Below are 24,887 nucleotides of genomic sequence, written 5' to 3' on the forward strand. Positions count from 1 at the left end.
GATAGCTGAGAGTTCAGTTAACTTAAATTTATTGAGGCATTCCGTTGCCAGCTTCATAAAAAGATGTCTATATTTGTTTGACTAAAAAACTAACTGATGCAACATTGCAGGAAATAAGGCCGTATATGGTACTATTTTTGCTAATCAACTGTTATTTATAATTCATTATATTTTTCTTTAAATCTATATATCATGGAAGTAATTAAGCTCATAGGCCAGGCGTTAGGAAATGTCTTAGGCTCGTACTTCAATTCGGATATGGATGTAATGAGCCCCGAAGCAAAAAAGATATTCTCTAACGAGGAAGACAAAAAGAAATACGTAGAGGCGGTGGAAAGACTGAAGTACACTCGCGACAAGGAGGAGACTATTACGCTTTCGACCAATGAAAAGATCACGTTAGTATCGTAATAACTTGGAAACACAGTTTACGATAAGTAGCATCATATTTATTGTGTGGCTTATCGTTCCCGGGGTTATCTTCAAACGGTTTTATTATCAGGGCCAGTTCACAAAGCAATTTGGAGCTGGCCTTTTTGCTGACCGGCTTATCACGAGTATATTTTGGGGTGTCTTCGTGCAGATAATCACCTTTCTGATCTACAGCCACCTATTCGGTTTTACAATCCTAAGCATAAAAAAGTACGTTGACGGTGCCTATACCGACCTGAAAAAGGATTTGATGCCCAGCGTTCTGTATGAATACCTGATTTATATTCTAGGCTATCTGGTCTCGTTTATAGTCATGGCTGCGTTTTCGGGAATGGTCCTACACAAAATCGTTCGGCTTTTCAAAATAGACGTGCATTTCAACGTGCTGAGGTTTTCCAATCAATGGGACTATTATTTCCGGGGGGACATTCTGGCGACGAGGGATTTCAAGGGTTCGAAGAAGGGAAAGGTGCTGTCCACCATGGTGGACATGCTCATTGACGACGCCACTGAAAAGAACAAGCTCGTTTCGGGCTTTCTGACCCAGTACAATATTTCCCCCAAGACCGGAGAACTTGAGACCATACACTTGACTGGCGCACAGAAATATTCCGAAACGGAGAAAAGGTTCAAAGACATACCGGGAGACTGCTTCATCATTCCCTTTAGCAGGATAATCAACCTCAACCTGCGGTACAACATCCAAGTGGTAGACAACGACAAAAAGAAAAAGGCCATTTTCAGCCTTATTTCAGCAATCGGGCTATTGGGGCTGTTATTCCTGATTATATTTCCCTGGTACCTGAAAATAAGCCTGGGTTATAAACTGCTTGGCATCCTATTTTCGCTAATTAGCGGCTTACTGCTAATCGCCATTTGCGCCAACCCCTTTCAGGCGAATGCCCAATCAAAGCTAAACGAGAAGTCATTTTGGTCAAGTTTTATAACAATGCTGGTCTTCGGGATAATCGCGCTTTTCTTCCTGAACCTGCTGCCGTCTATTGATCAAATAAGGCATATTTTTAAGTAATCATGGAAGAAGAATGGCCGAAAAACGTAACGTGGTGGAATAAGATCGAACCGAAAACGGCAGAACTCGCCCTCCATCAGACTGAAACGGAGCTTGCCGAGACGGTAAAAACCGCCCAGAGCATCCAGGACCGGGCGGATAAGCTCCTGTCCTTGCTTACCCCTGCCATTTTTGCGTTGTTGACATACCTGGTTACATTAGTCGATAAGCCCAAAGGCTCGCTCTATCTGACTGCCGCCATTTTATTCCTGTTTCTAGTAGCAGCATTGGTATTCGTATTTTTAAACATAAGGCCTTACACGATCAGAATCCCAGGAAATCTTGCGGAAACTTATATCAACGACAACTTTATAAGCAATGAAACTAAGGGCGATGATCAGTATTTGCCCATATTGCTACAAGTATGCAGTGACTATAAATATCGAATAGGTCAAAACAATCTTTCCAACAAAACAAGGTCCGGCAGAAACCTTAAGGCCATCAAGATTACCATGTGGGGACTATTCTTATCTCCGATCCTAGCTATTACCTTACACCTTTTATGTGTGAATTGTTTTTAACCTGAACCTTGTCGGTAATCTGCTGGGTTTTAACAGCTGATGGCGGCAACTCTTTTTGTTTTTCCGCCACTATTTTGGCAGGTTCTTTATCTGGCATAATGAAATTATATTAACAAATATAAGATTAAAACAATAACGGCAACTTTAATACAATAGACATTTAGAGCTGCCCCAGGGTGAAAACAATAGTATGTAAACAAGGAAAAGGAATTTAATTGCAGCAAAAACAAAAGCGATTAAAATAATGCTTTTGACCGCTTTAACCCTTTCAGCCTCGTCTCTATTGTTATTTACACTTGTTGCGGAGCCCGCCTCGTCATATATTGTATTTGCCATCGCTGTTTATAGATATGTTTAAGGTTTAGAGCAATGATTGCTAATCATTTGGTAGAGTTCTTTGAGTCTCGTCTGACAGGTTAGAAATCTACGCAATCAAAAATAAGAATAATACAAACAAAACCCCATAAGATTTGATCTCGTAATCGATATAGAGCCACAATTCAGACTTTCATATATTGAGCCTTATTTTAAAGCATAGGCTTGTTTTACAATAGCACTAAATGGCTTGCATCCCGCTCCGTCGATCAGCAGCTTCAAGTAAATGCTAAACCTCGGCAGATTGATGAAGTCGTCAACTGTGAATGTCGGATAAAACTCCTCGGCCATAAGCTTTGCGTCTTGCGTTCCTAGGCGAAAGCAAATAATGCTTCCCACGTTTCCAAATATCCCGCTTCGAACCTCTTCCGGCAACTGTTCCAGGTATTGGTGCGTGAGGAAAAGGCCGACATTATACTTGCGAACCTCGCTCATCATGGTGGCAAAGGAGGTTGTGATAAAGGAATGGCATTCGTCAATAAAAACCATAAAGGGCTTTCGTTCTTCCTCTGTAATGATGGCTCTCCTCATGCCTGCGGTTTGGATGCAGCTTGTCAAAAGGCTTCCTAAGATTTGTGACACATCCTCGCCAATACTGCCTTTCGATAGGTTGCAGACCAGAATCTTACCTTTGCCCATGATCTCTTCTAGGGAAATGCTCTCCTGCTGGCCGACAACATCCTTTAGGATCCTGTTGGCGGTGAATATGCCTGCCTTGTTGAGAATCGGCATAATGGCCTCGGTTCTGAAGCTGTTGGTGTATTTGTCGTACTCGTTGTGCCAAAAGGACAGGATGACTGCGTTGTCGGTGTATAGTAACACCATGTTCCTAAACGCCTGGTCCAGCAGCAGCGGCTGGATGTCCAGGAGCGTCGCGGTGGGGTAGTCTAAAAGAGTCAATATAGAAAAGCGTAAAATATATTCTAGGCGCGGCCCCCAGGAATCGCCCCATATCTTCTTGAATGAAAGCACGATCTCGGACGCTACCAAGTGCCTCGATTCTTCCGGCACGTTTAACAGCGGGTTAAAGCCGGTGCGGTGGGCGTCACTAGTAGGATCGAAGTATATGACGTCTTTTTTCCGGTGTTCGGGAATGGCGTCCAATAGCTTCAGGCTGGCGTCTCCGTGCGGTTCAACCAGGCACACTCCATAACCCTTATAAATGTCATCAATTGCCATATTTAACAGCAGGGTCGTTTTTCCCACACCTGTCTTTCCAATAGCGTATATATGCGAAAATCGGTCTTGGAGTTTGACGCCAAAGAGCCGGTTGGTGTTTCTCCAGTTTGTATAGCCGATGGGGGTGAATGGTTTTGAGTGGTCATAGGGTTGCATGTACCACTCTATCGTATGAAATTATTAAAGAAATAATAATTAGAGTAAAAGGATGGGTGAGCCCGGCCTTGTGCGGTACTTATGCCATGCCAGTAAATTCCTCATACTAGTTCTATACAAGTAATATGAGTAATGATATGATGGAATCGCTAGGCAAAAGAATCAGTAACGTATCCAAAGCGGAGCCACGCAGTCTTTTGCCTAGCAGCACTGACGTTACGCGTGGCTCCGCTTTGGGTTTTGGAAACCAAGAACCGCCAATAGACATCTTACTGGACACACTGGCGGCATTAATCGTTGAGGCGTATTTTCATGACAAAAGAGGCGGAGACAAAAGTTAAAAAGGCAGTCATCTACTGCCGAGTGTCGACAAAAGAACAGGTTGACGAGGGAAATAGCCTTGTATCGCAAGAGCGTATTTGCCGCGAATATGCCACTAAAGATGGTTATGAAGTAGTTGAGGTCTTCATTGAAAAAGGCGAAAGCGCAAAAACTCAAAACAGAAAGGAATTGCAGCGGCTGCTGGCATTTTGCACGACGAAAAAGGGGAATGTCGACGCCGTAATTGCCTATAAAGTTGACCGCATTTCTAGAAACCTAGCCGACTACAGCTACATTCGGGTAAAACTGAAAAGGTTCAACGTAGAAATAAAATCAGCCACGGAATTCTTTGAGGACACGCCGGCTGGCCGGTTTATGGAAAACATCATCGCCAATGTTGGTCAATTCGACAACGATGTCAGAACGGAACGAAGCGTCGGCGGAATGAAAGAGGCGGCGCAAGAGGGACGGTATGTGTGGATGGCTCCTGTTGGCTACAGCAACGCGAAAGTAAACAGCAAGTCGACTATAGTGCAAAACGACCTGGCGCCGTTAGTCAGAAAAGCCTTTGAAATGATTGTCGATAGAACCAATTCCTCTGAAGAAATCAGGCAGATTCTGATAAAGGAGGGCCTGGTGGGAAGAAAGGGCAATCCCATCGCTAGGTCTAAGTTTTTTAATATAATTCGCAACCCACTGTATAAAGGTTTAATAAGAAAATTTGGAATTACTTCTAAGGGCACGTTTGACCCGATAGTTTCCGAAGAACTGTTCGACGAGGTTCAAAATATCTTAAAAGGCAAGACAAAAAAGGTCAAATACTATCAGCATGAAAACCCTGATTTCCCCTTGCGCCGGTTCGTTGTGAACGAAGACGGCAAGCAGCTAACCGGCTACTGGTCAAAGGGAAAGCGGCTGAAGTATCCCTATTATTCATTCCAAAGTCCGGGATCAACGGTCCGCAAGGAAGTACTCGAGCAAAAGTTTATGATTTTTTTGGGACGGTATACTTTCGATTTTCAGCACTTAAATATCATCAAGCATTATTTAGAAATGCATTTTGAAAAAAATATTAAAAATCAGCATAGTGAACGCCATACAATTGAAAACCGCATTGAGGAAATAAACCACCAAATAGACAAACTAATCGACTTGCAGGCAAATGGGGGGATAAGTTTGGACATGCTCACTCATAGAACTCAAAAGTTTCAAACTGAAATTGAGTACTTAAAGGACCTGTTAAAAAATCGCAAGGAAGTAATGTTTAACATTTCAGAATTGCTGGCATTCGCTGCCGAAGTGCTGCCTGAGCCGCAAAAGCTATGGTTAAAAAGCCCTTTTAAAATAAGGAAAAAATTGCAGGTGTTCGACTTTCCTGATGGATTAGTCTTTGATGGATTAAATTTTCGAACACCTAAAATATGTAGGATTTTTAAGCTAAAAGATGATTTTGAGCCTACTTTGTCCCAGTTAGTGCCCTCTAGGTATCTAGGAAAAAACACCGTCTCGACCCACCCTTTTCAACAAAAGAATGAATTGGCAGGCTCAAAGGAATACTGGGACGGAATAGTTTCCGAGCTTTTGGAGCTTCAGCAGATCCTCGCGCCCGAACCTATAACGCAAGACGATGAAGCTGACCTGTTCTTTCGATAAAACTGCCACTGGCCATTTGCACTATACCTGGTACCATGGCGGCATGATGAATACCACAAAATACCCAAACAACCTCCGCCACTACCGGCTCAAACGAAAGTTCACCCAGCAGGAAGTATTGCGGCATCTGGGACATGCCAGTGCCAGTCGGCTTTCCGCCTGGGAAAACGGGGAAGCGGTGCCTGCAACGCAGCACTTGGTCACCTTAAGACATGCCAGTGCCAGTCGGCTTTCCGCCTGGGAAAACGGGGAAGCGGTGCCTGCAACGCAGCACTTGGTCACCTTATCCCTCCTGGATGGGGTACCGGTCGACAAGTTGGTGGGAGGATTTGCCAAACAGCAGCGACAGAAAGCCGCTATCAAAGAATCCGTTTCTGCCGGTGAAAGCTCGCCCAAGCTCGAAAGCCAGTTCTTGCATTATTTCGGAAATAATCACGACGACATGGCAATGGAAGAACTGCTGGACATCTATGCGGAGTTCATCGTGGCGGCTTATTTTAGGGAAAAAAGTCCAAAGGATTAACAAGAATCATGGGAGTATTGTTGGATACACTAATATGATATATAGTGCTAAGAGATTATTCTTTATATTCACAAATCCGAATACACTGGTTTTCGTATCTACAAAAAACCCCTGAGGGGATCAGCCTCAAGGGTTAACATTCACAAAGCCGTGCCCGGCTTCACTTACTGTTTGTAGCAATGATACTGCCGCACCATTGTTTTCCGTAAAAGGTCTTTCTATAAAGGCCTTTTATTTTTTCTCATATGTAATAAATACGCAATTTAAAGGTTCAAAAAATGCATATAAGGAATATATATCAACATTTTTATGGTTGTCAACAAAAAATCCCTCATTTAGAGGGTTTTTTTGTATTGCATTATCAGAAAACCAGGAAGCTGACTTCCTGCAAACAGGAAGTTCACAATAACCCTTTCACCCTTATGGTATAAGGGAAAGTGAGGTAAAAGAGGGGGTTGTCCCACCTTTTTACTATAGTGCCCCCTAGGTACCTAGGAAAAAACACCCTCTCGACCCACCCTTTTCAACAAAAGAATGAATTGGCAGGCTCAAAGGAATACTGGGACACCATAGTTTCCGAGCTTTTGGAGCTTCAGCAGATCCTCACACCCGAAGAACCTATAACGCAAGACGATGAAGCTGACCTGTTCTTTCGATAAAACTGCCACTGGCCATTTGCATTATACCTGGTACCATGGCGGCATGACGAATACCACAAAATACCCAAACAACCTCCGCCACTACCGGCTCAAACGAAAGTTCACTCAGCAGGAAGTGCTCGGGCATCTGGGACATGCCAGTGCCAGTCGGCTTTCCGCCTGGGAAAACGGGGAAGCGGTGCCTGCAACGCAGCACTTGGTCACCTTAAGACATGCCAGTGCCAGTCGGCTTTCCGCCTGGGAAAACGGGGAAGCGGTGCCTGCAACGCAGCACTTGGTCACCTTATCCCTCCTGTATGGGGTACCAGTCGACAAGGTGGTTGGAGGGTTTGCTAAGCAGAAGAAAGCGGCTGTCACGCAAAAGGCTGCTTTTAATGAAAGTCTACTTACACCCGCAAATCAATTCTTGAATTATTCCGGAAAAAATCATGATGACATGAGAGAAGCGCGGAATACCAGAGTTTTCTTTGGAATTCGCGCGCTTGGTAGACGGAACGCGCGAAATGTCGAACTTTTTGGAGGACTTACAGTTGATCGTGCATTCTAAGAATTCTATCAACCAATACGAGAACACATAAAATACCCACACAATTTTAGAGCATACCGAAAAACAATTGTGAGCGTCCGCACTCGTGCAAAATGAATAGATCTTTAAACAAAAGTAGAGGAGCTCGAAATAAAGAATTCTCGTTGAAAAAATTAGGCAGCAGTTTTTAACTTTTTAACAAGTAATTGATTAAAAAATAGATACAGCATAATCCATTTAAATAAATAGCTAGAAAAAGCAGTAACAGGGGGCGTCTTTCGTATTTAAGTTTATCTAACTTCACCCCTACTGTAAAAAAAATAACCGAAACATATATTAAAGCATTCCCAAACGTTCTTTGGGGATTGTGAGGATGTGGACTGATTGTAAATGGTGTAAAATTGTCTATTTTGTAAACATGCTTGTGTAGACTGTCGTAGCTTCTATAGGTAATCAATGCCCATAAAAGGGGTAATAAAACCATCCATAAAATAACCTGCCAGCCGCCATAACCGTAATCCCACCACAACCAGATGAACTTGTCGAAGACCCACCCTAGTTTCAAAAAACTGAAATGAAGATATCGATAGTTTTGATACTCTTTATCCACCAGTTCATAACTTTCGATTTGATAATGTTTGCTGAAATTCTCCAACAGCCTTTTGTAAATAACTTTGCAAGATGTATAATCAGCCCTCGTTGTAGAATCAAGTTTAAAATTTCTCCAATCGATTTGCAGATTTTCAATCGGAACATTTAGCACGTATAAATTCACTTTTCCTTTAATTTTACGACAATTTCTCAAATCCAACGTAACATTATTGTCGAAAGTTAAATTTACTAGCGACAAACTGGCTCCCAAGTTTCCTGAAATATAACTGTCCTTTTGTATACTGCAATCGCTCATTGACATGGCATCTGTTACTGTGATTTCACTGAACTGTATTTTGCCAACAATTGAGTTTGCTATCGATACTTTTCGAAAAAGGCTATGATCAAATTCAAGTTCATTTAAAAAATGGCTATAATCAACTCGAAGCTTTGCTATTTGGTTATAACTTGCTGTAAAAGTCTTAAATGAAGACTCGGACAAGTTGTAGTCACGAATTATCATTTCATGCATATCGTGCGACTCAACAGTATCTTTCATTAAGTCAAAATTATAGCCCCTGACGTGAAAGAAATTGATACTTTTTAGTCTACTAAGAGTTAGAATAAATCTCGGCATCTCAAAATTATTCATTTGAATTTCTTTTATGAGACTTCCCCCTATTTCGATACTGTGTGGTACAGACGAATAATTATTATCTGTACGAATAATTGCATGCAACGACTTAACTGGATCTAAGGTTAAAGTGCTATCTTTAATACCCAAAAAAACATAATTTGAATCTACACCACGCTTAGCTAATTTTATAGGAGTTACCCGTATGAGACTATCTGAGTATACAGGTTTCGGTTTCATGGAATTTGCTGAAATACAGCATAGTAATAGCGATAAAATAAAAACAAACTTGATTTGGACTCGATTTGTAAACTCGTTCATGCAACGCTTTTTTTATTATGATAAAATAGTTAAGGAAATACGAATAAATCTAAATAAATTTAGATTCCTAAATGCCTTTCGTTGATATGAAAAAGAAGTATCTTTTTGTAATAGTAATACTCGTTAGTTGCCAACCATCCAAACAGGATAGAATCAAGGAATATAAAGGGGGCTGCTTACTGTCAGTTAATGAAAAAATCGACAGAGATTTTGCAAGAATACGTTTTATAACCCCTATGGACAGTCTTAAAGTACTATACGAAGACAATTGTCAGTGTAAAGCCGAACAGTTAGTGGAGCGTTTTAGTAATAGTGAACTTGAAAGAATTTTAAGTCTTCCCGACAACGAAACTAAGCAAATTGTTGACCCAGTGATTAAACCGTGTATGGTCGTTTTTGAAAAAAAGATTACCCAATTCCTAGACAGAGAGAAAGAGCGTCAGGAGAGTCTTATTGACGCCATAAATCAAAAAACTAAGCCAGACTCAACGCCAAAAGCGCCGGTTAGTAAAAAATAGTATAAATGTTATTGAGGATTTTCACTCTGCTCCGTGTTATGTAGCTAAATTTAGAAGACAATTGTGATAATTTATGATACTTGGCTTTTTTGACGAGTCCAAATGCCAGCCTGATAATCCGTATTATCATATCGGTGCAATTTGCTTAGACGAAGCGACCGCATTTGCCATTGAGAAAGAAATCACCACTATTGCCTTAGAAGTTTTTGACGACAGCCAACTATCTTCGGCCACTGAGTTCCACGCAGTAGACATCTACCATGGTAAGAAAGTCTTTAGAGGAATGACTAATCCTGCCGAAAAGGTAGCTATCTTGGCAAAGTTCGTTGAAATCCTACCGAAGAAAGAGGTCGGACTATCGACATTCAGATAAATTGCGACTCGCTCGCTGCGGGGAAAAACGCCGCCGATATTGCCTTTATGTTTCTTTGTGAAAAGGTAAACGACTTTGTTCGAGGACATAAATCCATCGGCATTTTGATAGGCGACCGCGAGAGCGACAAAGTGTCAGAGAGGTTTTCAACTGACCTTTCAAAGTATCGTGACACCGGCACCGAGTTTGGTTTGGGTTTGGACGGACCATAAAAAACTTATTTGAATCCGTTCATTTCACTCATTCCATCTAAGCCGCTTTTTGCAATTGGCGGATATCTATACATTTATATTGCAGTTTAGGAACAGGAATAAAAATTCGGTAACCCTAAGTCATTCATTGTTGCTGAACATTTTAAAGCAAAATGCCGGAAACCTCTGCCCATCAAAGTACAAGGAGTGGCCGAAGTCTAAAATATTTGTCACTCCTACTGCTCCATATTAAAATGCATCAGGAATTCTAGAAATACAATGAACTTATTTCGGCTAAACCTCTGTATATCAAGAAAAACATAAGCGGTACTGAATGACCGTTAGCGTCTTATATTTAATTTTAATGCTTGACAAAGTCTTGATTGTTTGCTATCATTATGTGAACAAATGAATATTTACCCCCAGCAAGACGATGCTTTCGGTCGCTGGATACGGGAAACAGAAATGCCCTCTATTGCTTAATGTTTCAAACAGTAGAGGACATAGGAAACATACCCGACTTCAATGTCGGGTTTTTTTGACGATAATTTGAACCTTAAACTTTAAAACATGAGCACTTTTTTTCGAGAAGGCTATGAGAAACTAAACGATAAAATTTCCGAACTACGGGAGGAGGTAAACGGTCTGAAGTACACACTTCTGACCTCTCATATCGTCAATTCTTGGGAAACAATAGGTGATTTGATGAAAGAAATTCAAGAAGATTTCAAGTCAGTCCGCTACCCGACAAGGCAAGACCGGGACAGTGCCTGGCAAGAGTTTTTTGAATTGAGACAAGAAATTTTTCTCAAAAAAAATCAAAGATTTGAGCACGTGTCAGGGAATCACAAGGATATGCTATTTGATATGCTTGGAGGATTGGAATATTGGCAGTTGAGGGAAGGCTTACGACAAATGTTTTTCACCGAATTAAACGTAATCAAGGCGGAAGTGATTGAAAATGGGAAAAAATTAAATGAGGCGGGAAAGTACTTTTCATCAGTCAAACACGAAATGACGGGAGATGACAAGTCTACAGTTTTTAACAAAATAAAGGAAATAAGGGAAAGTCACGACGAGTTTTGGACTAATTTTAAAGATCGGTCGCAAGAGCTACATGAGGCCAAGGAGGATCGAAGAAAGGACTACGAAGAACGACAAGAGCGAAAGGAAAGGGCAAAAAACAGTTTAATTGAAAATATAGAGAACAACAGGGAAAAGCTTGAAAAGGCCGAACATGCACTAGCAAAACAAGAACTCCATCGAGATGATTTGGAGGAAAAACTCGAAAGCGCCTATTCGGATAGCTTTAGGGAAAGATGTGACGGATGGCTGGATGAGTGCAAGGAGAAAATTAGTGATATAGAAAGTTATATTGATAAATTAAAAAGCTGGATTTATGATGGTGAAGATCGGCTGAGAAATTGGGACTAATAAGAAAATGAGCCTTTATTACATATTATTATTTCAGACTTAAACCATCATCGCTTCTGTCCTTTATTAGTCTAAGCTTTGTCTAAACACAAGGGTTCTCAGCGTTTTGTTTAAGGCTTTTGCAACGAGCGAAAGTCGAACTTTTCGGAGAATTTGAAAGGAATCTCAAATATGAAGTACTGGGCTTTCTTACTAATATTATTACGGTTAGGAGAAGCAAATTACTGATTTTAATTAGTTAATCATCTTTATTCCAATCCCATTCAAGCGTAGGGTAAAACTTTTTTAGGAATGATTGCAGGTCATATTTCTGACCTTGATACTTATACTCAATTAATTTGATAAAAAATTGACCATCCTTTTTTTCCACGATAACTTTACATTTATAATGACCATTTCTCCATGCAACATTTATGTTATAGAAAAATGAACTCAATTTCGAATCACCTATATCAGCAGAGTAAAAATGATAATAGCGTTTGGGACTTATTACTAATATCGACTCATTCTTCATAAATAGCGATGAAAAAAATGTGGAGTCTCTTTCATTAGAAATAGATGTTAATTTGTTCGACTTAGCATACGCGTAATAATCTATAAAATTAACTGACAGGGAATAAATGGGTAATCGATGTCTGTTAGACAAAACAAATGTCAATATTTGCGTCTTAGGGTATACGTATGCGGTGAAAATTGGCAAATCTGCACCTTTCAATTCTTCAATAAATTCACTTTTAAGTGAATCAACTTTTTTTTCTTGAACTTTGGTTTCATTAGAACTAATGTGTTCTTTTTGTCTCGTTGCTAATGCACCAATTATTACGCAAACTACTAACATTAAAATTTTAAACCCAAATTCATCAAGGTAAGGGCGTTTAAATTTTTGGGCAATTTCTTTGCTAAACGTTAGCAGACCCAATATCAAGGTACTTAAAAGTATTAAAAAGTCACATAGAATGCTCATCATTTTACTTTGATTTATTATTAATTCAGTAAGTATTCAATCAAATCTTATCAAAGTGAAATGCCATAACTTCCATTTGCACTTCTTTTTCCGCATCCTGCTTCAATCGGAAGATATAGCTAAATGAGGTTTCGCCATGCTGACCGTTGGTTCTAACGTAATAGGGATGAAGGCGTGCTTCGGTCCTGATATTATTTAGAACGCTTGTAAAGTCATTCCCTTTTACAAACATCATAACCGCTACTTTTGAATCGCGCCAAGTAAGATAACGGTCAAATAGCTGCGTGATTGTAGCTTGAAAACCCGAGGCTCCTGTCCAAAATTTGCATTCTGCAACAAAGAGATTACTGCCATCGGGGGCGTATTTCAGAATTATGTCTGTCTTGCCTCCACTGTTAAAAGTCTCACCAGTTGCAGTTACACCATCATAACGCAATTCGAGTTGGCTTAAAAATACGTCCCTAATGCCGTTTTCATCTTTTCCTTTGTAAAGGGACGGCTTTCTTTCCATCCCTCTTCCAACCCCGTTTAATAATTCTAAAAGGTGCTCGTACGTTTCTTGGGCGATTGATGGGGATGCTGAAAATACTTTCTTTTTATCGACATTGGGCTGCGGTAGAATTTTTCGCTGAATCACAGGAACACTAAATAGGGAATTTGTGTCATCGTTCACCTTTAAGTTGATGGCTGCGAAGAACTCGTTTTCCTTTAACAGGCTCGCTTTGCGTTGGCGAAAAATTGGTTCAATAATTCCAGATAATTGGTTATTCCAGGCATTAATATTTGTATTGGCGTTGTTCAGGTTTGCAAAGGCCGCACTTTTCGCTTGCTCCTTTTGTCTGTTGAATTCGCCAGCGTCCTGTTTATCAATGCCAAAAGTGAAAGACACACTGCCTCGATGTTCGTTGACATTTATGTCATATGAGGTCATCGACCATGGATTTGGTCGTAGTCGGAATATGTCGGACGCCCCTGTAAATTGGTAACTAATCGTAAAATAGTAAACATCTACCACATACCTTTCATCGTGAAAACGGCTTTCACGAGACTCTCTTTTCTTTACCGGCTCGCCAATATTTTCAGTGGATAAATCAATAACTAAGGGTTCTAGGGCATATCTGTTTTGGAGATATTTTAGATATTCATTTTCGTCAACTTTTAGGATATATTCTTTGGTCTGCCTTTCAACCTCTGATTTGATTTGATTTTTCCAGTTATCAGTAGCTTCAGTGATGCTTAATTCGTTAAATGACCTCATTTATTCTAAATATCTGTATTAATTGATTTGATTAGTTGTAAATGCTGCTTGTAACTTTTTTAACCCCTCCGCAACACCACATATGTGAAAGAGTTATTTCAGCCAACACCCCGTTACTGCGCTGATAATGGAACAGGGCAGGGTTTTGGATTCGCTGCTATAAATCAATAAATAGGTACTAATGCCTAACAGAATAAATGTCACAATGATCCGCATGATGGGTAATGTTCTGTTTTTGAATTTTTCCAAAAACAATCCCGTGAATAAACCGATTACACCTGCGACAACAGGGGTATAGAAACTGACGGAATTCGCGATTAATAACATGGTCATTATATAATTGATACAATAATGTTTTAATTACGCAAAATCCTAATATTGGCGTCTTTTAGATTTAGCCCAGCATTTTGCACAATTGCGTCAAATTCTTCATCTTCGGTCACATTGTTAAGCGTGCAGTCTCCCTCTTCATCCAATGGGCCAGATATGACGTCACCCAAATTGATTTCCGTAGAGTCTGACATCTCGAACACAGAATAAGTTCCGTCTGAAAGTTTTACGGCGTACATGGCTCTTGTGCGATTTAATAGTGCGATATTTCCCTCAAGCATGGTTGGTTTATTAATTTCTTAAAGATGCTAATTTTCTTAGATTTTTTAGTTAAGATAATCGGTATATTTGATAAGTTGTTTTTGAAAGGTAAAAGATAAATTTATGGAACCCCGTATATTAACAGATGCAGAATTAGCTAAAGAACAGTTATTTAAGAGTAAAGTACGCGAACTGGAAATTCAATTCAGTAAGCCTATCAACCTTAGTCTATGGACAGATGACCCAAAATTGATTTTTTTGAATGGTGAGGAACTGGATTCATCAATAAGAGATAAGGTCATTGAATTACACAAGGAACTTTTTTAAGTGGCGATATAGGTTATTTTAATTTGTAAAGGCTCCGCATCGATGCCATTTCTTAAATCGGTAACAGTAAATTGTGGCCGAAACTCTTGCATGTCAATTTCATTCATAAGTATATGGGTATCGATATTCATAAGCTTTCGTTCAAACTCCAATTGTTCCGAATAATAACGCATTTTGAAGATGCTATTACTTTTGTACATAATCAGCATCTCAATACCTAAAACTCCGTTTAAAAACTCGCCATATTTATTTCCATGAAACTGGGGATTAATAGGCAGTGCGCCCATTATTGAGGAAACTGGAAACTCCATGTCAATTTTATGATATTTGAATATCAACGCCTGGACGATCTCCCCAAGCATTTCAATATTTGCCAGCATTTCATGCGCATCGTCAATTAAAACATGTATCCTCAATAAACGATCAGGCCCTTTTAAGGGCTTTAATTCATAAATTCTTAAATTACCTATCATGAAATCGCTTTGTTGGTATTGTGATTGGGCTTAGTTATGGCCTGTCCGGCTTAGGTCAAATTTATTAAAAATGTGCGATGTTCAAATGTCCAAAACTAGATATCTGATTTTTAAACAAGTTAGATAATTATTTCCGGCATAAAAGCCATTATCTCTTCTCCTAATTGATAATAATTTCTGCAAAATATCCCTTGCTTAAATCTTGTTCCAGCAATGTCACTGTATTCTACGGCGAAAGAAAAATAGTAATTTGTTGAATCTTTGCTTATTGTTTCAACAAGAAAATGCAGCGACATATATTTGTCACCCTTAATCAATTCCGTTGGATTTGAATCAAAAGCAATTGCCTTAGCTAAATAGAAAAAGCCGGCTTAAAGCCGACTCTCTCATATTCTATTCACCTCTATTGGTACTGGTACTTCTGGTGATTTAATATATTCTAAGAAATGCTGATTTCTCAGGCGTCATTGTTGTCAGAGTTATCGTACGAGTCTGAAGAATCAAATGATTCCGATGCATCGCTATTTGAAGACTTGTCATACGACGTTGAGTGGTCACCAATGACCGAAGTGTCATAAGTTATTGATACAATTCCTCCGTAACAGTTGTAAATGATGGAATTTTCGTCTTGGCCAACAAAATTTTTAAGGCTTTCTAAGGTTAATTTTTTCATATTATATAAGTTTTTAGGTAAGTTATTTATTAAAATATGTTAGTCAGCCATGCCAGACGTATCATAGCTTTCGGAATGATCATTTCTTTGACTTGTATCGTTATTATCTGACGTATCGTTATTATCTGACGTATCATCGGTCGTAGATTTGTCCGAAGATACCGACATGATTCCACCATAGGTGTCATACAGCATTACATCAGAAACGTTAGATTTGAGAAATTCGCTCAGATCTTGAAGTACTAGCTTTTTTTTCATGCGTTAATAAGGTTTAAAAGTTAATTTACTAAAGGTAAATATTATTATTAAAAAAAGAAAATTATTTTGATAGCTCAAGTTGGTTGCTGACTAGTCTAAGATAATGGCCTTTCTTTTCAAGCAATTGCTCATGGTTTCCTGCCTCGACTATTCTCCCATTGTCAAATACATAGATCACGTCCGCATTCTTAACCGTACTCAGCCTGTGAGCGATGACGACTAGGGTCTTATCCTTGTACAACTCAGTTATGTTGTTCATTATGATTCGTTCGTTTTCGGTGTCCAGAGAACTCGTGGCCTCGTCAAAAAATAATATTTGTGGATTTTTATACAACGCTCGCGCGATCAATATTCTTTGTGATTGCCCGCCGCTCAACCCCGTTCCAGAACCGCCAATGGTGGTCTCATACTTCTTTGGCAATGTTTCAATGAAGCTGTCGATATTAGCCAGCCTGCAAGCCTCTTTTACCCGTTTCAGATCAAGCTCCTTGGAGTTCAACGCAATGTTTTTCAGGATCGAACTCGAAAATATGTAGCCGTCTTGCAGTACCGCACCGCAGAGATTCCTCCAGTCGTCCGCTATTACTTCAGAGAGGGGATGATCGTCTATTAAAATATCTCCGAATACGGGAGTGTAAAACTTCAGCAGCATTTTGAGCAAGGTCGTCTTTCCACTACCGCTGTTACCGACAAACGCAACCTTTTGACCTTTGGTGATTGTGATATTTACGTCCTGTAAGACGTACTTTGGGGTCAATCTGTCGTAGCTGAAGCTCATGTTGTCGATCTGGATGCATTGAAAATTGCTGATTGGTCGCAATATGGAGTCTTTGGGCAGATTCTCCTGATCCTCGTCTTTCCTTTCATTAACTTCGTTAATCCGCTCAAACGAAAATATTGCTTCATTCCAGCCACGGACGAATTCGAAAAACTGGGTAAAGGGCGAGGCCAGTTGCCCCAGCATGTAAGAGATGCTGATCATTTCACCCAAGCTGATTTGATGATTAATTACGAGATAGGCGCAGTAAAATGTTATCACAGCGCTTCGTACCTGATTGATGAGCACGTTCCCTATGGTTTGCTTTTGCTCCAACAAGAGGGAAGTCTTGGTTATGTCATGGATGACATTTTGATCTTTCCGCCAGTCCTCGACCTTAGCCACCTGGGCGTTGTTTAGCTTCAATTCTTTCATTCCGTAGACAACCTCGTATACCGAATTTGAGCTGTTCTTATAGGCTTCGAATCGCTTATATTCGATTGCCTTTCGCTTACCAACAAAGGTCGCCATCCATATCATTGAAAAGGCGGTAACAGCTAAGAATATCAGGAATATCTTGTAGTCGTATTTTAAGATCAGGACGGCAAACAGTGAAAAATTGAAAATTGAAAACAGAGTGCTAATAATGTTACCGGTGAGGAAGCGCTCGATCCTGGTATGGTCGGCGATCCGCTGGGTGATATCCGAAACCATCTTGTTGTCAAAGTACCGGATGGAAAGCTTGGTAAGTTTTAGCAGAAACTTCGTTAAGATATCTATGTTCAGCCGCGTCGTCACAGTAAAGAGCAGCTTGCTTTTGATGAATTCGAGAACCGAACTGCCCAAAAATGCGACAATCTGAAATGTCAGAATCAAGGAGATAAACGATAGGTCTTTTTTGGGAATACCGAAGTCAACGATTTTCTGGGTCAGTATTGGGAACGACAGGTTTAGCAATGACGACAGCACGGTTATCGCCACGATGGTCAAAAATGACTTCTTGTGAAAGTCGAAATACTGCCAATAAAAATGCTTTGCCGGCGCAACGTAGTCTCTTCGATAGCCTTTAAAGGTATCGCCGAAATCCTCCTCTGGCTCAAAAAACACAATAATGCCTTTGCTATCGGCGTTCGCTGACACCCACCTTTTATGAAATTCCTGCTCCGTGCATTTGAATTTGGCGAATGCGGGGTCAGCAATGAAGAACTCGTTCACCACCTTACCTTTTTTAACGGTGGATTTTATCTTGTATAAGACCACGTAATGGTCCGGGTTCCAGTACAGGATCGCGGGCAGAAGATGCTCGTTGACTAAAGTTTCGACTGTTCCCGTACTAACCAGCGTCTTCAACTTAATCGCGTTCGCTGCGTTGCATATCCCGGCGATGCTTGCCCCCTGGCGCGATGTGTCCACCAGATCGCGCAAGTACGCCACGTCATAATTCGCACCGTAAAAGTTTGCGACCATCTTCAGGCAAGTGGCGCCACAGTCCATCCCGTCAAACTGATGAAACCGCTTAAACTTGTCAAATCTTTCCACTCGGTTCTATTAAGTAGTACTTTCCGTCTTCACACTTTATATCCTGGCTAAAAAGCATCGCGTACCTTGCTTCAAGCTCTCTCACCTCCTCGATGTCGTCGGGTCTTATATTCCACAGCTTCGTGAATTCAGGATCTTTGTCGATGTCCTGCAACCTGTTGGCCTCACTAAATGTACCGAAACTTTTCGAATGCAAAAGGCAGTTCTTAATTGCGCCGGTGCGGTCTATGCAGACTTTCTTGTGATAGTAGACGTTGTGATGGTGGGACTCTGTAAAGAACTTCATGTTAACGACAAATACGTTTGCAGGGAAGTGCTTTCTAGTTTCGATTTCGAGGTCATTTAACACATAGTGCAGGTTGCGGGTGTAGTCCGACGTCCGCGATTTCGAGCCGTACACGGTGATTGATCTAACCTTTTTGTTATCATCAAGCAGTGCATGAAAGTCCTTATCGCCGACAATTTCTGAATAAACCATGTGAATGTCAATTGACCGAATTGTGGTGCTATTTGAATTTCTCAGCATCTGTTTTAACTGGATGCCATCCATGTCCGGTTTCGGAAGTCGTAATTCAACGTGCTTGCATCGCAACAAATTGAGGTCATGAAAGAGTGCGCGAATATCATACGCGCCGGCGGTATACTCAATTACCGCGTTACTGATCCTTTCATGAGAGTGAAACGCCAAGTCCAGATCGGGAAAACGCATGGGCGTGTTGGTTTTAAACGCCATATCGTGCTCGATGAGATAATCGACGTATTCATTGAAGTACTCATCCGAATCGACCATCTCCCGGCACTCCTTGATTGTGAATTTTTTCAGATAGCCTATCAGGTCAATCATCGACTTGGGCACGTATAATATTTTTTCCTTGTTAAGATCATAGATCGCGCCACGCTCACTCCCTTGGACGGGGATGCAATGGGCGTACATAATTAGGTACTTATTCATGCGTATGTTCTGTTTCTGGGTCTTGTTCCTGCAATAGGATATTAGACAGCGGCTTGAACGAGGCATAGTTCATGTACTGTTTGCTCTGATGCAAACGGCTTTGACTGAACCTTACTCTTCGGTAGAGTTCTCCTATGGATTCAGTCTCGGTTTTCACCATAAACCTGAATCCTATGGGCAATTTCACCAAGAGCTCCTCCAAAAATGGAGATTCTAAATTGCTGTTCTCTGACGATTGTTTTTTGTTATTAGCCATTCTGCGATGATTTTTTCAATATAATAGTTACAATAGGACGATGGTGCTAAGTATTGCCCCACAGGATTAACCTCGATGAAGTGATAGGTATTGCTTTTGTCGAGTATCAAATCCATCGACCCGGTTATTAAGTCCAGTTCGATCATCAGCTTTTTTATTTGATCCATTAACTGGTCAGGCAACAAATATGGAATCCAATGGAGGTCATTATTGTTAAAGCTTCGCTTTATATCCACTTCGCGCCTGCGACTACTGGTGACTGCGGCTGTCGCGTAAAACATCCCGTCAAGATAGAACACCCTGATTTCATATTTTGCAATAATTGCTTCCTGAAATAAAGTTGGAAAGAACTTCTCGGGTAGGGAGTCGATGATATCGTCCGTAATCTTGGTCGTGTATGTGTTGTAGGTATATTTTCCAAAGGTGTAATAACTCAATCTGTTGATTGCCTTGGTAATGAGGTTTTTATTCGTCTGATTAAAGTACTCCCGTAGCTGGGTCTTATTGTTGGTGATGACTGAATACGGGGTCTTAATGCCCAGCCTGTGCGCAATAAAGCTTATCTCCAGTTTATTGACGTTCACTCGTGCTGGCTTGGGCAGCCAGACTTTCGACTGAAACATGACATACAAAAAATCGACTATTTCCTCCAGCTCCTTATTCGATTCAATGTGTATCTTTTTGGAAATGTCCCCGAGCGTTTCCTTTGGCTCAAATTGGAGATACCGATAAAACCGGCGGTAGAAGATCACCTCGACATCGTCGGTGATATCGACACCGTTGACAAACAAGCGCCCCTTGTTGACGTCCAGAAAATAGTTATGCCGCTTATGCAGTAGGTCTTCGACGGCGATTTTCACAAACGGAACGTTGTAGTAAAGCAGCCATTCTATTACCGGGTCTGTACCTTGTTCAAAATAATCAAATGACAATATGACAATCATTTTTTTCTACAAATTACTTGCTTTGTGATGTTAGAATTTCGTGTTTAAAACTCTATAGCTAAAACGTTAGCTATAGAGTGGAACAAGCTAGTTGCTTAGTCGCTGTTATCCGAACTGTCGTTGTTATCAGACGTATCGTTGTTGTCAGATTTGTCGTACGAAGTACATTTGTCGGACGAGGTTGAATTGTCGATAGTGGTAGAACTATCGGACGTGGTTGAATTGTCATGGTCGATCGATATAAATCCTCCGTATGTGAAGTACAATGTTCCATCAACAGACTCTTTATATGATGTTAAGTTTTCTAATGTTAGCTTTTTCATGTTATTAATTTAAATGTTAATAAAAATGGTTTCAATAGTTAGTTTTTACACATTTGTGCAAACGTTGTAGGGTGCAAACCCAGAGTTCATTGTTATTTATCTCATTTTCAGGCCCTCCATACCATTGGTCTTTGGTTGATATTGTTGTTAAATTAATCGGCTAATTGTTTATCCTATCGCTATTCTCGCTGTTCCCTTGGCTGTTGTTGTGTAACGCGGCTTTCTGTCCCTTTTTTATCGAATACGTTAATGACACACCGATCTTTCTGTTGTCAAAAAAGTTTGAAAACCTGCCGTTGTAATTTAGTAGCTGATAGGTTCCAGATTCCTTATTGGTGTTAAATATATCTTCAGCGGTGATACGGAGACTGAGCCGGCCCTTGTACATTGTCCGGATGTATCGAAGCGTCACGCTTTCTTTGTGGTTAAGCGTCGAGGATAGGGTTTGAACGTGGGGCTCGTAAAACGATCTCATTTCGACCCGAGAATTGTCGTTGATTTTATAATATGCCGACAGGTTAGCGACGAAATTTGTAATATTCTTTTCAACTGCTTGGTTGTTGATAATGGTTTTGTAACTCGAGAACTCCGTAGATATGTTCGGATCGAAATTGATATTCCGTATGGTAAATCTGTAGGATATGTTCAACGACTTGTACACCTGCCTGTCAATGTTTACATATTGATTAAGGACGGTCTGGCCGGAATCCACCAATAGGGGAACGCTAGATATTCCGTTGTTTAAAATACTGTACGCGAAGTTCACATACAGCGCTTTCCAGCTAATTGACGTTGAGAAATCGTCGTACGTCGTTGGCTTGATTCCCTGGTCGCCCCTGAACGCCTCGTAAGGCGACGTGTAGTATATGAAAGGACTCAGTGCCAAAAAGTTGGGCCGCTGAATTCTGCGGCGATAATTCAAACTGACGGTCATATCCTTGTCCTTGCTGATCTTTTGCTGCAAGGAAATCGAGGGAAACAGTTCATAATAGTTTTTCCTCGCCGACTGTGACGAATTAACCATCTCGTCGTCGTTCGTATTTTCTCCTCTCAGGCCGGCTTGTATGCCTGACAATCCTTTCTCATAGAGCACGGAGATGTATTGCGCGAAAATGTCTTCCTTGTATCTGAACGAAGACGCCGGACTATTAAGAAATTCGTTGGATTCGTCGTCCGTCAGGTGAGCGTATTTTATCCCGGCTTCGATCTTTCCATTGTTTTTAGCAAAGGGCTTGGTATAGTCTATCCGCACTGCTGGTATACTGATAGTTGATCTTTTTGTCGAGTTAAGAATCTCCTGAGAAAGGGGGACCGGGGCCGCAACGCTCTCGCTTGTGATGACATTGTCGTAGTAGTCACCCTTGGTATTTGTCGCCCTGTTGAAATCAAGGTTAAAATCCAGTGCCTGGCCGGAGGAATCAAGCGACCGTTTTACGTAAAAGTTGTAAACAAAGTAGCTGAAATCCACTCTCGAAGCGTTCGTGTTTCTGGAAGTTGAGTCTGTCTGGCCGCTTTTTTGAAACTGATAAAGCGACGTTCCGTTGTCGCCCGCCCGCAGCATATTCCCCCCGGCGGAGAGCCCCAGGCTGGTTTTTGAGTCTAGATTATAGGTTAAGTCAAACTTGTTAAAGAGCGATTTCTTGTCGTTCAGCGAATGCCCGTTGTTTGATAGGGTGCCCCCCTGGTTAAAATAGTCTATCGTCGAGTTTGAGGTGGAATACTCATTTGATCGGTTTGCGAAAGAAAAAAATTGGAGAGACAATTTATTGATCTTCGCCTGGGCGAACAAATTAAGGCCATATTGGGGATAATGTCCCTGGGAGTAACTTGCCCCAGAACTAAAGGAATATCCGTTTGTCGTCGAGTGGACGGTGTTGATATTTAATATCTTGTTTGAGCTTTGGGCGTCCTGCTTCGCCGACGGGTTTATGATTTCGATGTCCTTGATACTAGCAGACTGAATAGATTTCAGTAATGCGGGAATCGAACTGGAATCGAATATTACGTCTTTCCCGTTTATCTGTATCTTGACGGACCTCGACCCGTTGATCATCAGATTGTTGTTTCCGTCAAAGGATATTCCGGGGACTTTTTCCAGGACCTCTTCAAGGTTGCTCCCCTTGAACACATCGTTGTTTTCAACCTTAATCACCGCCCTGTCAACATGCTGGATGATCAGTACGCGCTTGCCGTTGACGGTTACCTCTTTTAGAACTTTTGTTTTTAATTTGCCGGTATCAGGGTGTGTTGTCGGTTTTGCGGTGGTATCGCCATTTTTCCCGGTCTGAATTGGGAAGACAGCCACTGCCCTACAGTTAGTGATTGCCCTGGCAGAACTTGCAAATGTAAAAAACGCTATTATGGCAAATATGGCGGTAAATTGTAATATCCTGCGCATGGATAAGATTTAGATTTCGACGGCAATATAATGCTTTTTGCTTTACATTAAAATAATTTTCAGGGTTTTTAAAAGCAAAAATTTGCACTGGTGCATGGCATTTGCAGATTCCTTAGTAATGTGGAGGTTTTTATATTAATTTTAGATTAATAATTAGCTTTGAAGACGGGCAGACCTAGACAGATCACTGAAACTTAAACAGCATGCATGAATTCAATTTTTAAAAGCTCACACAATGGACATACTTGTCACAGATTTTCGCGAAAATGTGGGACACTTTTACTTCTTCTTTTTTCGGCCACTCTATTTAATTGCGAGGCGCAAGTCCGAAACCTCGAGGATGTCTCCGGAGGGCAGTTCAGAAGCTTTGTCGCCCAATTGGGTGATAAGAAACATATATCCAGCGAGGAGCTACTGAAGAAGATCGCTAGCTTTAGCCAGTACGCAAATCCGTCAGAGCTGCGGAGGGACAGCATTTTTTATGTCACCGACCCAACGTACCAAAAGATACCCTTTAAAATATTCATCCCAGCTTCTTATGATGCGTCAAGGCCGAACGCGCTGGTTCTTCTCTTGCATGGTGCGGTGCAATTGGCAAGCTTCAACGACGCCTTTAACAGGACTAAGGACTCCGAAGTCGAGGGTGATCCTTTTATTGAAGCCCTTCGCTCCCAGGGCTATATAGTCGTAATGCCGTACGGCGATAACGGCAAGAATTTCAACTGGTCAAGTGCTGAATACGGCAGACACGCGAACCCCACCTTTAATTCATTGGCAAATCTGATAAAACAGATAAAATCAGTGCTAAACGTAGACGACAACAGGGTATTCAGTTTCGGGCATTCCGACGGTTCGGATGGGACATTCATGTTAGATGTTTACAAATCATCCGTATTTGCCGGCTTCGTTGCATACAATTCGATGCTCACCAACCTCTTCACTTACAACATCTACCTGAAAAACACCTTGAATCGCCCCCTGTACTTGGTGCACTCCGACCTGGATGACATCCGGCCGATCCAGCAAACCGAACTGATTGTTCGCGCGCTTGACTCCATCAAGGCTCCAGTTACATATAAGGAGTATTCGGGCTACAAACATATGGACGCCCACCTAATGAAAGACTTTAAGAATAGCGTACTATTTTTGGGTACAACCGTTAGAAATCCCTTTCCAAAGTCTATCTATTGGGAGACTAACGATTCAACCAGCGCAAGCATAGACTGGATGCACATTGTCAGTTGGGATCTACAAGAAGCTGCCGCCGCATGGCATAGAACGGTAAACGTTAAAACCTATAACAAGGTTCAAAAGACCTATATGGCATACCCCTACTATATAGGTCTCGATAAAAGCGCCGCGATTAAGGCAAGCTACAAGGACAATTCATTCGCCGTTGAAACTTCCCGGGTCACAAAGTTTGAAATTCTCATCAATCCCATGATGGTCGACCTGAATAGGGAAGTCTCAATAACCGTAAACGGGAAGCTGGTCTATCGTAAAAAAGTGGTGGCAAGCAACGACTTCACCGTTAGTCAGTTTTTAAAAAATTACGACAAAAAAGCTCTATGGGTCGCTTCAATTGTTGTTGACGTTGATCAATAATCTTGGGAATTTCTCATCGATAAAAATGTATGCACTATTGAAGTATGTTGTTAAGAAAAGACCTAAGGAAACTCTAAAATTTTTTATGGGTTA

At 41.0% G+C, this 24,887-nt stretch carries 26 protein-coding genes; 13 read left to right on the forward strand and 13 right to left on the reverse strand.

The window, feature by feature from the left end; genetic code table 11:
- The first annotated feature begins 192 nt into the window (after positions 1-192).
- The 3 genes from KXD93_RS16690 to KXD93_RS16700 are packed head-to-tail and all read left to right on the forward strand — an operon-like array spanning position 193 to position 2,022.
- On the forward strand, positions 193-411 hold the full coding sequence (locus KXD93_RS16690) for a hypothetical protein (RefSeq protein ID WP_258138416.1): 219 nt from the start codon (positions 193-195) through the stop codon (positions 409-411).
- Positions 412-415: 4 nt separating this feature from the next.
- The gene (locus KXD93_RS16695; RefSeq protein WP_258138418.1) at positions 416-1,462 is read left to right on the forward strand and encodes a hypothetical protein; all 1,047 of its coding nucleotides are present in this window, start codon (positions 416-418) and stop codon (positions 1,460-1,462) included.
- Positions 1,463-1,464: 2 nt separating this feature from the next.
- Positions 1,465-2,022: a hypothetical protein gene (locus tag KXD93_RS16700; RefSeq protein ID WP_258138419.1), complete on the forward strand. Its 558-nt coding sequence runs from the start codon at positions 1,465-1,467 to the stop codon at positions 2,020-2,022.
- Here KXD93_RS16700 and KXD93_RS16705 read toward each other — a convergent pair.
- On the reverse strand, positions 1,988-2,119 hold the full coding sequence (locus KXD93_RS16705; RefSeq protein ID WP_258138420.1) for a hypothetical protein: 132 nt from the start codon (positions 2,117-2,119) through the stop codon (positions 1,988-1,990). The two genes, KXD93_RS16700 and KXD93_RS16705, sit on opposite strands and share 35 nt — an antisense overlap.
- A 425-nt stretch (positions 2,120-2,544) precedes the next feature.
- Positions 2,545-3,732 carry a type IV secretory system conjugative DNA transfer family protein gene (locus KXD93_RS16710; RefSeq protein WP_258138421.1) on the reverse strand — a complete coding sequence of 396 codons (1,188 nt, stop codon included), beginning with the start codon at positions 3,730-3,732 and terminating at the stop codon, positions 2,545-2,547.
- 312 nt (positions 3,733-4,044) lie between these two features.
- Here KXD93_RS16710 and KXD93_RS16715 point away from each other — a divergent pair, with 312 nt between their 5' ends.
- The 4 genes from KXD93_RS16715 (at position 4,045) to KXD93_RS16730 (ending at position 7,435) form a co-directional block, all read left to right on the forward strand.
- A complete protein-coding gene (locus tag KXD93_RS16715; RefSeq protein ID WP_258138422.1) occupies positions 4,045-5,706 on the forward strand; it encodes a recombinase family protein in 1,662 nt (553 codons plus the stop codon).
- On the forward strand, positions 5,681-6,229 hold the full coding sequence (locus KXD93_RS16720; RefSeq protein WP_258138423.1) for a helix-turn-helix domain-containing protein: 549 nt from the start codon (positions 5,681-5,683) through the stop codon (positions 6,227-6,229). The genes KXD93_RS16715 and KXD93_RS16720 overlap by 26 nt, the downstream gene beginning before the upstream one ends.
- Positions 6,230-6,705: 476 nt before the next feature.
- Entirely contained in the window at positions 6,706-6,888 is a 183-nt protein-coding gene (locus tag KXD93_RS16725; RefSeq protein ID WP_258138424.1) for a tweety family protein, read from the forward strand.
- Positions 6,863-7,435 carry a helix-turn-helix domain-containing protein gene (locus KXD93_RS16730; protein ID WP_258138426.1) on the forward strand — a complete coding sequence of 191 codons (573 nt, stop codon included), beginning with the start codon at positions 6,863-6,865 and terminating at the stop codon, positions 7,433-7,435. The genes KXD93_RS16725 and KXD93_RS16730 overlap by 26 nt, the downstream gene beginning before the upstream one ends.
- A gap of 166 nt (positions 7,436-7,601) precedes the next feature.
- On the opposite strand, the gene KXD93_RS16735 is transcribed toward KXD93_RS16730, so the two are convergent.
- Positions 7,602-8,960 (reverse strand): hypothetical protein, encoded by a 1,359-nt coding sequence (locus KXD93_RS16735; RefSeq protein WP_258138428.1) that lies wholly within the window; start codon positions 8,958-8,960, stop codon positions 7,602-7,604.
- 86 nt (positions 8,961-9,046) lie between these two features.
- Here KXD93_RS16735 and KXD93_RS16740 point away from each other — a divergent pair, with 86 nt between their 5' ends.
- The 3 genes from KXD93_RS16740 (at position 9,047) to KXD93_RS16750 (ending at position 11,476) form a co-directional block, all read left to right on the forward strand.
- The gene (locus KXD93_RS16740) at positions 9,047-9,478 is read left to right on the forward strand and encodes a hypothetical protein (protein ID WP_258138429.1); all 432 of its coding nucleotides are present in this window, start codon (positions 9,047-9,049) and stop codon (positions 9,476-9,478) included.
- Positions 9,479-9,551: 73 nt separating this feature from the next.
- Positions 9,552-9,851: a hypothetical protein gene (locus tag KXD93_RS16745; RefSeq protein WP_258138431.1), complete on the forward strand. Its 300-nt coding sequence runs from the start codon at positions 9,552-9,554 to the stop codon at positions 9,849-9,851.
- Between the two features lie 761 nt (positions 9,852-10,612).
- A complete protein-coding gene (locus KXD93_RS16750; RefSeq protein WP_258138432.1) occupies positions 10,613-11,476 on the forward strand; it encodes a coiled-coil domain-containing protein in 864 nt (287 codons plus the stop codon).
- Positions 11,477-11,714: 238 nt separating this feature from the next.
- On the opposite strand, the gene KXD93_RS16755 is transcribed toward KXD93_RS16750, so the two are convergent.
- The 3 genes from KXD93_RS16755 to KXD93_RS16765 all read right to left on the reverse strand — a co-directional run bounded on the left by KXD93_RS16755 (position 11,715) and on the right by KXD93_RS16765 (position 14,309).
- Positions 11,715-12,443, reverse strand: a complete 729-nt coding sequence (locus KXD93_RS16755; protein WP_258138433.1) for a hypothetical protein — start codon at positions 12,441-12,443, stop codon at positions 11,715-11,717.
- A 37-nt stretch (positions 12,444-12,480) separates the two neighbouring features.
- Complete coding sequence (locus KXD93_RS16760; RefSeq protein WP_258138434.1) at positions 12,481-13,698, reverse strand: hypothetical protein; 1,218 nt, start codon at positions 13,696-13,698, stop codon at positions 12,481-12,483.
- A gap of 356 nt (positions 13,699-14,054) precedes the next feature.
- The gene (locus KXD93_RS16765; protein WP_258138436.1) at positions 14,055-14,309 is read right to left on the reverse strand and encodes a hypothetical protein; all 255 of its coding nucleotides are present in this window, start codon (positions 14,307-14,309) and stop codon (positions 14,055-14,057) included.
- A gap of 103 nt (positions 14,310-14,412) precedes the next feature.
- Here KXD93_RS16765 and KXD93_RS16770 point away from each other — a divergent pair, with 103 nt between their 5' ends.
- A complete protein-coding gene (locus KXD93_RS16770) occupies positions 14,413-14,616 on the forward strand; it encodes a hypothetical protein (RefSeq protein ID WP_258138437.1) in 204 nt (67 codons plus the stop codon).
- Here the strand turns inward: KXD93_RS16770 and KXD93_RS16775 are convergent.
- On the reverse strand, positions 14,613-15,089 hold the full coding sequence (locus KXD93_RS16775; RefSeq protein WP_258138438.1) for a hypothetical protein: 477 nt from the start codon (positions 15,087-15,089) through the stop codon (positions 14,613-14,615). The two genes, KXD93_RS16770 and KXD93_RS16775, sit on opposite strands and share 4 nt — an antisense overlap.
- Positions 15,090-15,535: 446 nt before the next feature.
- Here KXD93_RS16775 and KXD93_RS16780 point away from each other — a divergent pair, with 446 nt between their 5' ends.
- Positions 15,536-15,667, forward strand: a complete 132-nt coding sequence (locus tag KXD93_RS16780) for a hypothetical protein (RefSeq protein WP_258138439.1) — start codon at positions 15,536-15,538, stop codon at positions 15,665-15,667.
- A 134-nt stretch (positions 15,668-15,801) separates the two neighbouring features.
- Here KXD93_RS16780 and KXD93_RS16785 read toward each other — a convergent pair whose 3' ends face one another.
- From KXD93_RS16785 to KXD93_RS16810, 6 genes are all read right to left on the reverse strand, one after another.
- The gene (locus tag KXD93_RS16785) at positions 15,802-16,020 is read right to left on the reverse strand and encodes a hypothetical protein (protein WP_258138440.1); all 219 of its coding nucleotides are present in this window, start codon (positions 16,018-16,020) and stop codon (positions 15,802-15,804) included.
- 61 nt (positions 16,021-16,081) lie between these two features.
- Positions 16,082-18,316, reverse strand: coding sequence for a peptidase domain-containing ABC transporter (locus KXD93_RS16790; protein WP_258138441.1), 2,235 nt, complete (start codon positions 18,314-18,316; stop codon positions 16,082-16,084).
- Entirely contained in the window at positions 18,303-19,268 is a 966-nt protein-coding gene (locus KXD93_RS16795; RefSeq protein WP_258138442.1) for a hypothetical protein, read from the reverse strand. The genes KXD93_RS16790 and KXD93_RS16795 overlap by 14 nt, the downstream gene beginning before the upstream one ends.
- Before the next feature lie 213 nt (positions 19,269-19,481).
- A complete protein-coding gene (locus KXD93_RS16800; protein ID WP_258138443.1) occupies positions 19,482-20,468 on the reverse strand; it encodes an ATP-grasp domain-containing protein in 987 nt (328 codons plus the stop codon).
- A 95-nt stretch (positions 20,469-20,563) separates the two neighbouring features.
- Positions 20,564-20,791 (reverse strand): hypothetical protein, encoded by a 228-nt coding sequence (locus tag KXD93_RS16805; protein WP_258138444.1) that lies wholly within the window; start codon positions 20,789-20,791, stop codon positions 20,564-20,566.
- A gap of 160 nt (positions 20,792-20,951) precedes the next feature.
- A complete protein-coding gene (locus KXD93_RS16810; RefSeq protein WP_258138445.1) occupies positions 20,952-23,189 on the reverse strand; it encodes an outer membrane beta-barrel family protein in 2,238 nt (745 codons plus the stop codon).
- Positions 23,190-23,567: 378 nt separating this feature from the next.
- Here KXD93_RS16810 and KXD93_RS16815 point away from each other — a divergent pair, with 378 nt between their 5' ends.
- The gene (locus tag KXD93_RS16815) at positions 23,568-24,794 is read left to right on the forward strand and encodes an alpha/beta hydrolase (RefSeq protein WP_258138446.1); all 1,227 of its coding nucleotides are present in this window, start codon (positions 23,568-23,570) and stop codon (positions 24,792-24,794) included.
- Positions 24,795-24,887: the final 93 nt, after the last annotated feature.

The organism is Mucilaginibacter phenanthrenivorans (genome assembly GCF_024721155.1).
Taxonomy (GTDB): domain Bacteria; phylum Bacteroidota; class Bacteroidia; order Sphingobacteriales; family Sphingobacteriaceae; genus Mucilaginibacter; species Mucilaginibacter phenanthrenivorans.

Excerpts from the sequence above, each read along its gene's own strand:
- KXD93_RS16750 (WP_258138432.1), top strand. The coding sequence starts at position 10,613 with ATGAGCACTTTTTTTCGAGAAGGCTATGAGAAACTAAACGATAAAATT.
- KXD93_RS16775 (WP_258138438.1), bottom strand. The coding sequence starts at position 15,089 with ATGATAGGTAATTTAAGAATTTATGAATTAAAGCCCTTAAAAGGGCCT.
- KXD93_RS16760 (WP_258138434.1), bottom strand. The coding sequence starts at position 13,698 with ATGAGGTCATTTAACGAATTAAGCATCACTGAAGCTACTGATAACTGG.
- KXD93_RS16700 (WP_258138419.1), top strand. The coding sequence starts at position 1,465 with ATGGAAGAAGAATGGCCGAAAAACGTAACGTGGTGGAATAAGATCGAA.
- KXD93_RS16730 (WP_258138426.1), top strand. The coding sequence starts at position 6,863 with ATGAAGCTGACCTGTTCTTTCGATAAAACTGCCACTGGCCATTTGCAT.
- KXD93_RS16740 (WP_258138429.1), top strand. The coding sequence starts at position 9,047 with ATGAAAAAGAAGTATCTTTTTGTAATAGTAATACTCGTTAGTTGCCAA.
- KXD93_RS16785 (WP_258138440.1), bottom strand. The coding sequence starts at position 16,020 with ATGAAAAAAAAGCTAGTACTTCAAGATCTGAGCGAATTTCTCAAATCT.
- KXD93_RS16810 (WP_258138445.1), bottom strand. The coding sequence starts at position 23,189 with ATGCGCAGGATATTACAATTTACCGCCATATTTGCCATAATAGCGTTT.
- KXD93_RS16780 (WP_258138439.1), top strand. The coding sequence starts at position 15,536 with ATGCTGATTTCTCAGGCGTCATTGTTGTCAGAGTTATCGTACGAGTCT.
- KXD93_RS16705 (WP_258138420.1), bottom strand. The coding sequence starts at position 2,119 with ATGCCAGATAAAGAACCTGCCAAAATAGTGGCGGAAAAACAAAAAGAG.
- KXD93_RS16805 (WP_258138444.1), bottom strand. The coding sequence starts at position 20,791 with ATGAAAAAGCTAACATTAGAAAACTTAACATCATATAAAGAGTCTGTT.
- KXD93_RS16755 (WP_258138433.1), bottom strand. The coding sequence starts at position 12,443 with ATGATGAGCATTCTATGTGACTTTTTAATACTTTTAAGTACCTTGATA.
- KXD93_RS16770 (WP_258138437.1), top strand. The coding sequence starts at position 14,413 with ATGGAACCCCGTATATTAACAGATGCAGAATTAGCTAAAGAACAGTTA.
- KXD93_RS16765 (WP_258138436.1), bottom strand. The coding sequence starts at position 14,309 with ATGCTTGAGGGAAATATCGCACTATTAAATCGCACAAGAGCCATGTAC.
- KXD93_RS16720 (WP_258138423.1), top strand. The coding sequence starts at position 5,681 with ATGAAGCTGACCTGTTCTTTCGATAAAACTGCCACTGGCCATTTGCAC.
- KXD93_RS16745 (WP_258138431.1), top strand. The coding sequence starts at position 9,552 with ATGATACTTGGCTTTTTTGACGAGTCCAAATGCCAGCCTGATAATCCG.
- KXD93_RS16795 (WP_258138442.1), bottom strand. The coding sequence starts at position 19,268 with ATGAATAAGTACCTAATTATGTACGCCCATTGCATCCCCGTCCAAGGG.
- KXD93_RS16715 (WP_258138422.1), top strand. The coding sequence starts at position 4,045 with ATGACAAAAGAGGCGGAGACAAAAGTTAAAAAGGCAGTCATCTACTGC.
- KXD93_RS16710 (WP_258138421.1), bottom strand. The coding sequence starts at position 3,732 with ATGCAACCCTATGACCACTCAAAACCATTCACCCCCATCGGCTATACA.
- KXD93_RS16735 (WP_258138428.1), bottom strand. The coding sequence starts at position 8,960 with ATGAACGAGTTTACAAATCGAGTCCAAATCAAGTTTGTTTTTATTTTA.
- KXD93_RS16800 (WP_258138443.1), bottom strand. The coding sequence starts at position 20,468 with ATGATTGTCATATTGTCATTTGATTATTTTGAACAAGGTACAGACCCG.
- KXD93_RS16690 (WP_258138416.1), top strand. The coding sequence starts at position 193 with ATGGAAGTAATTAAGCTCATAGGCCAGGCGTTAGGAAATGTCTTAGGC.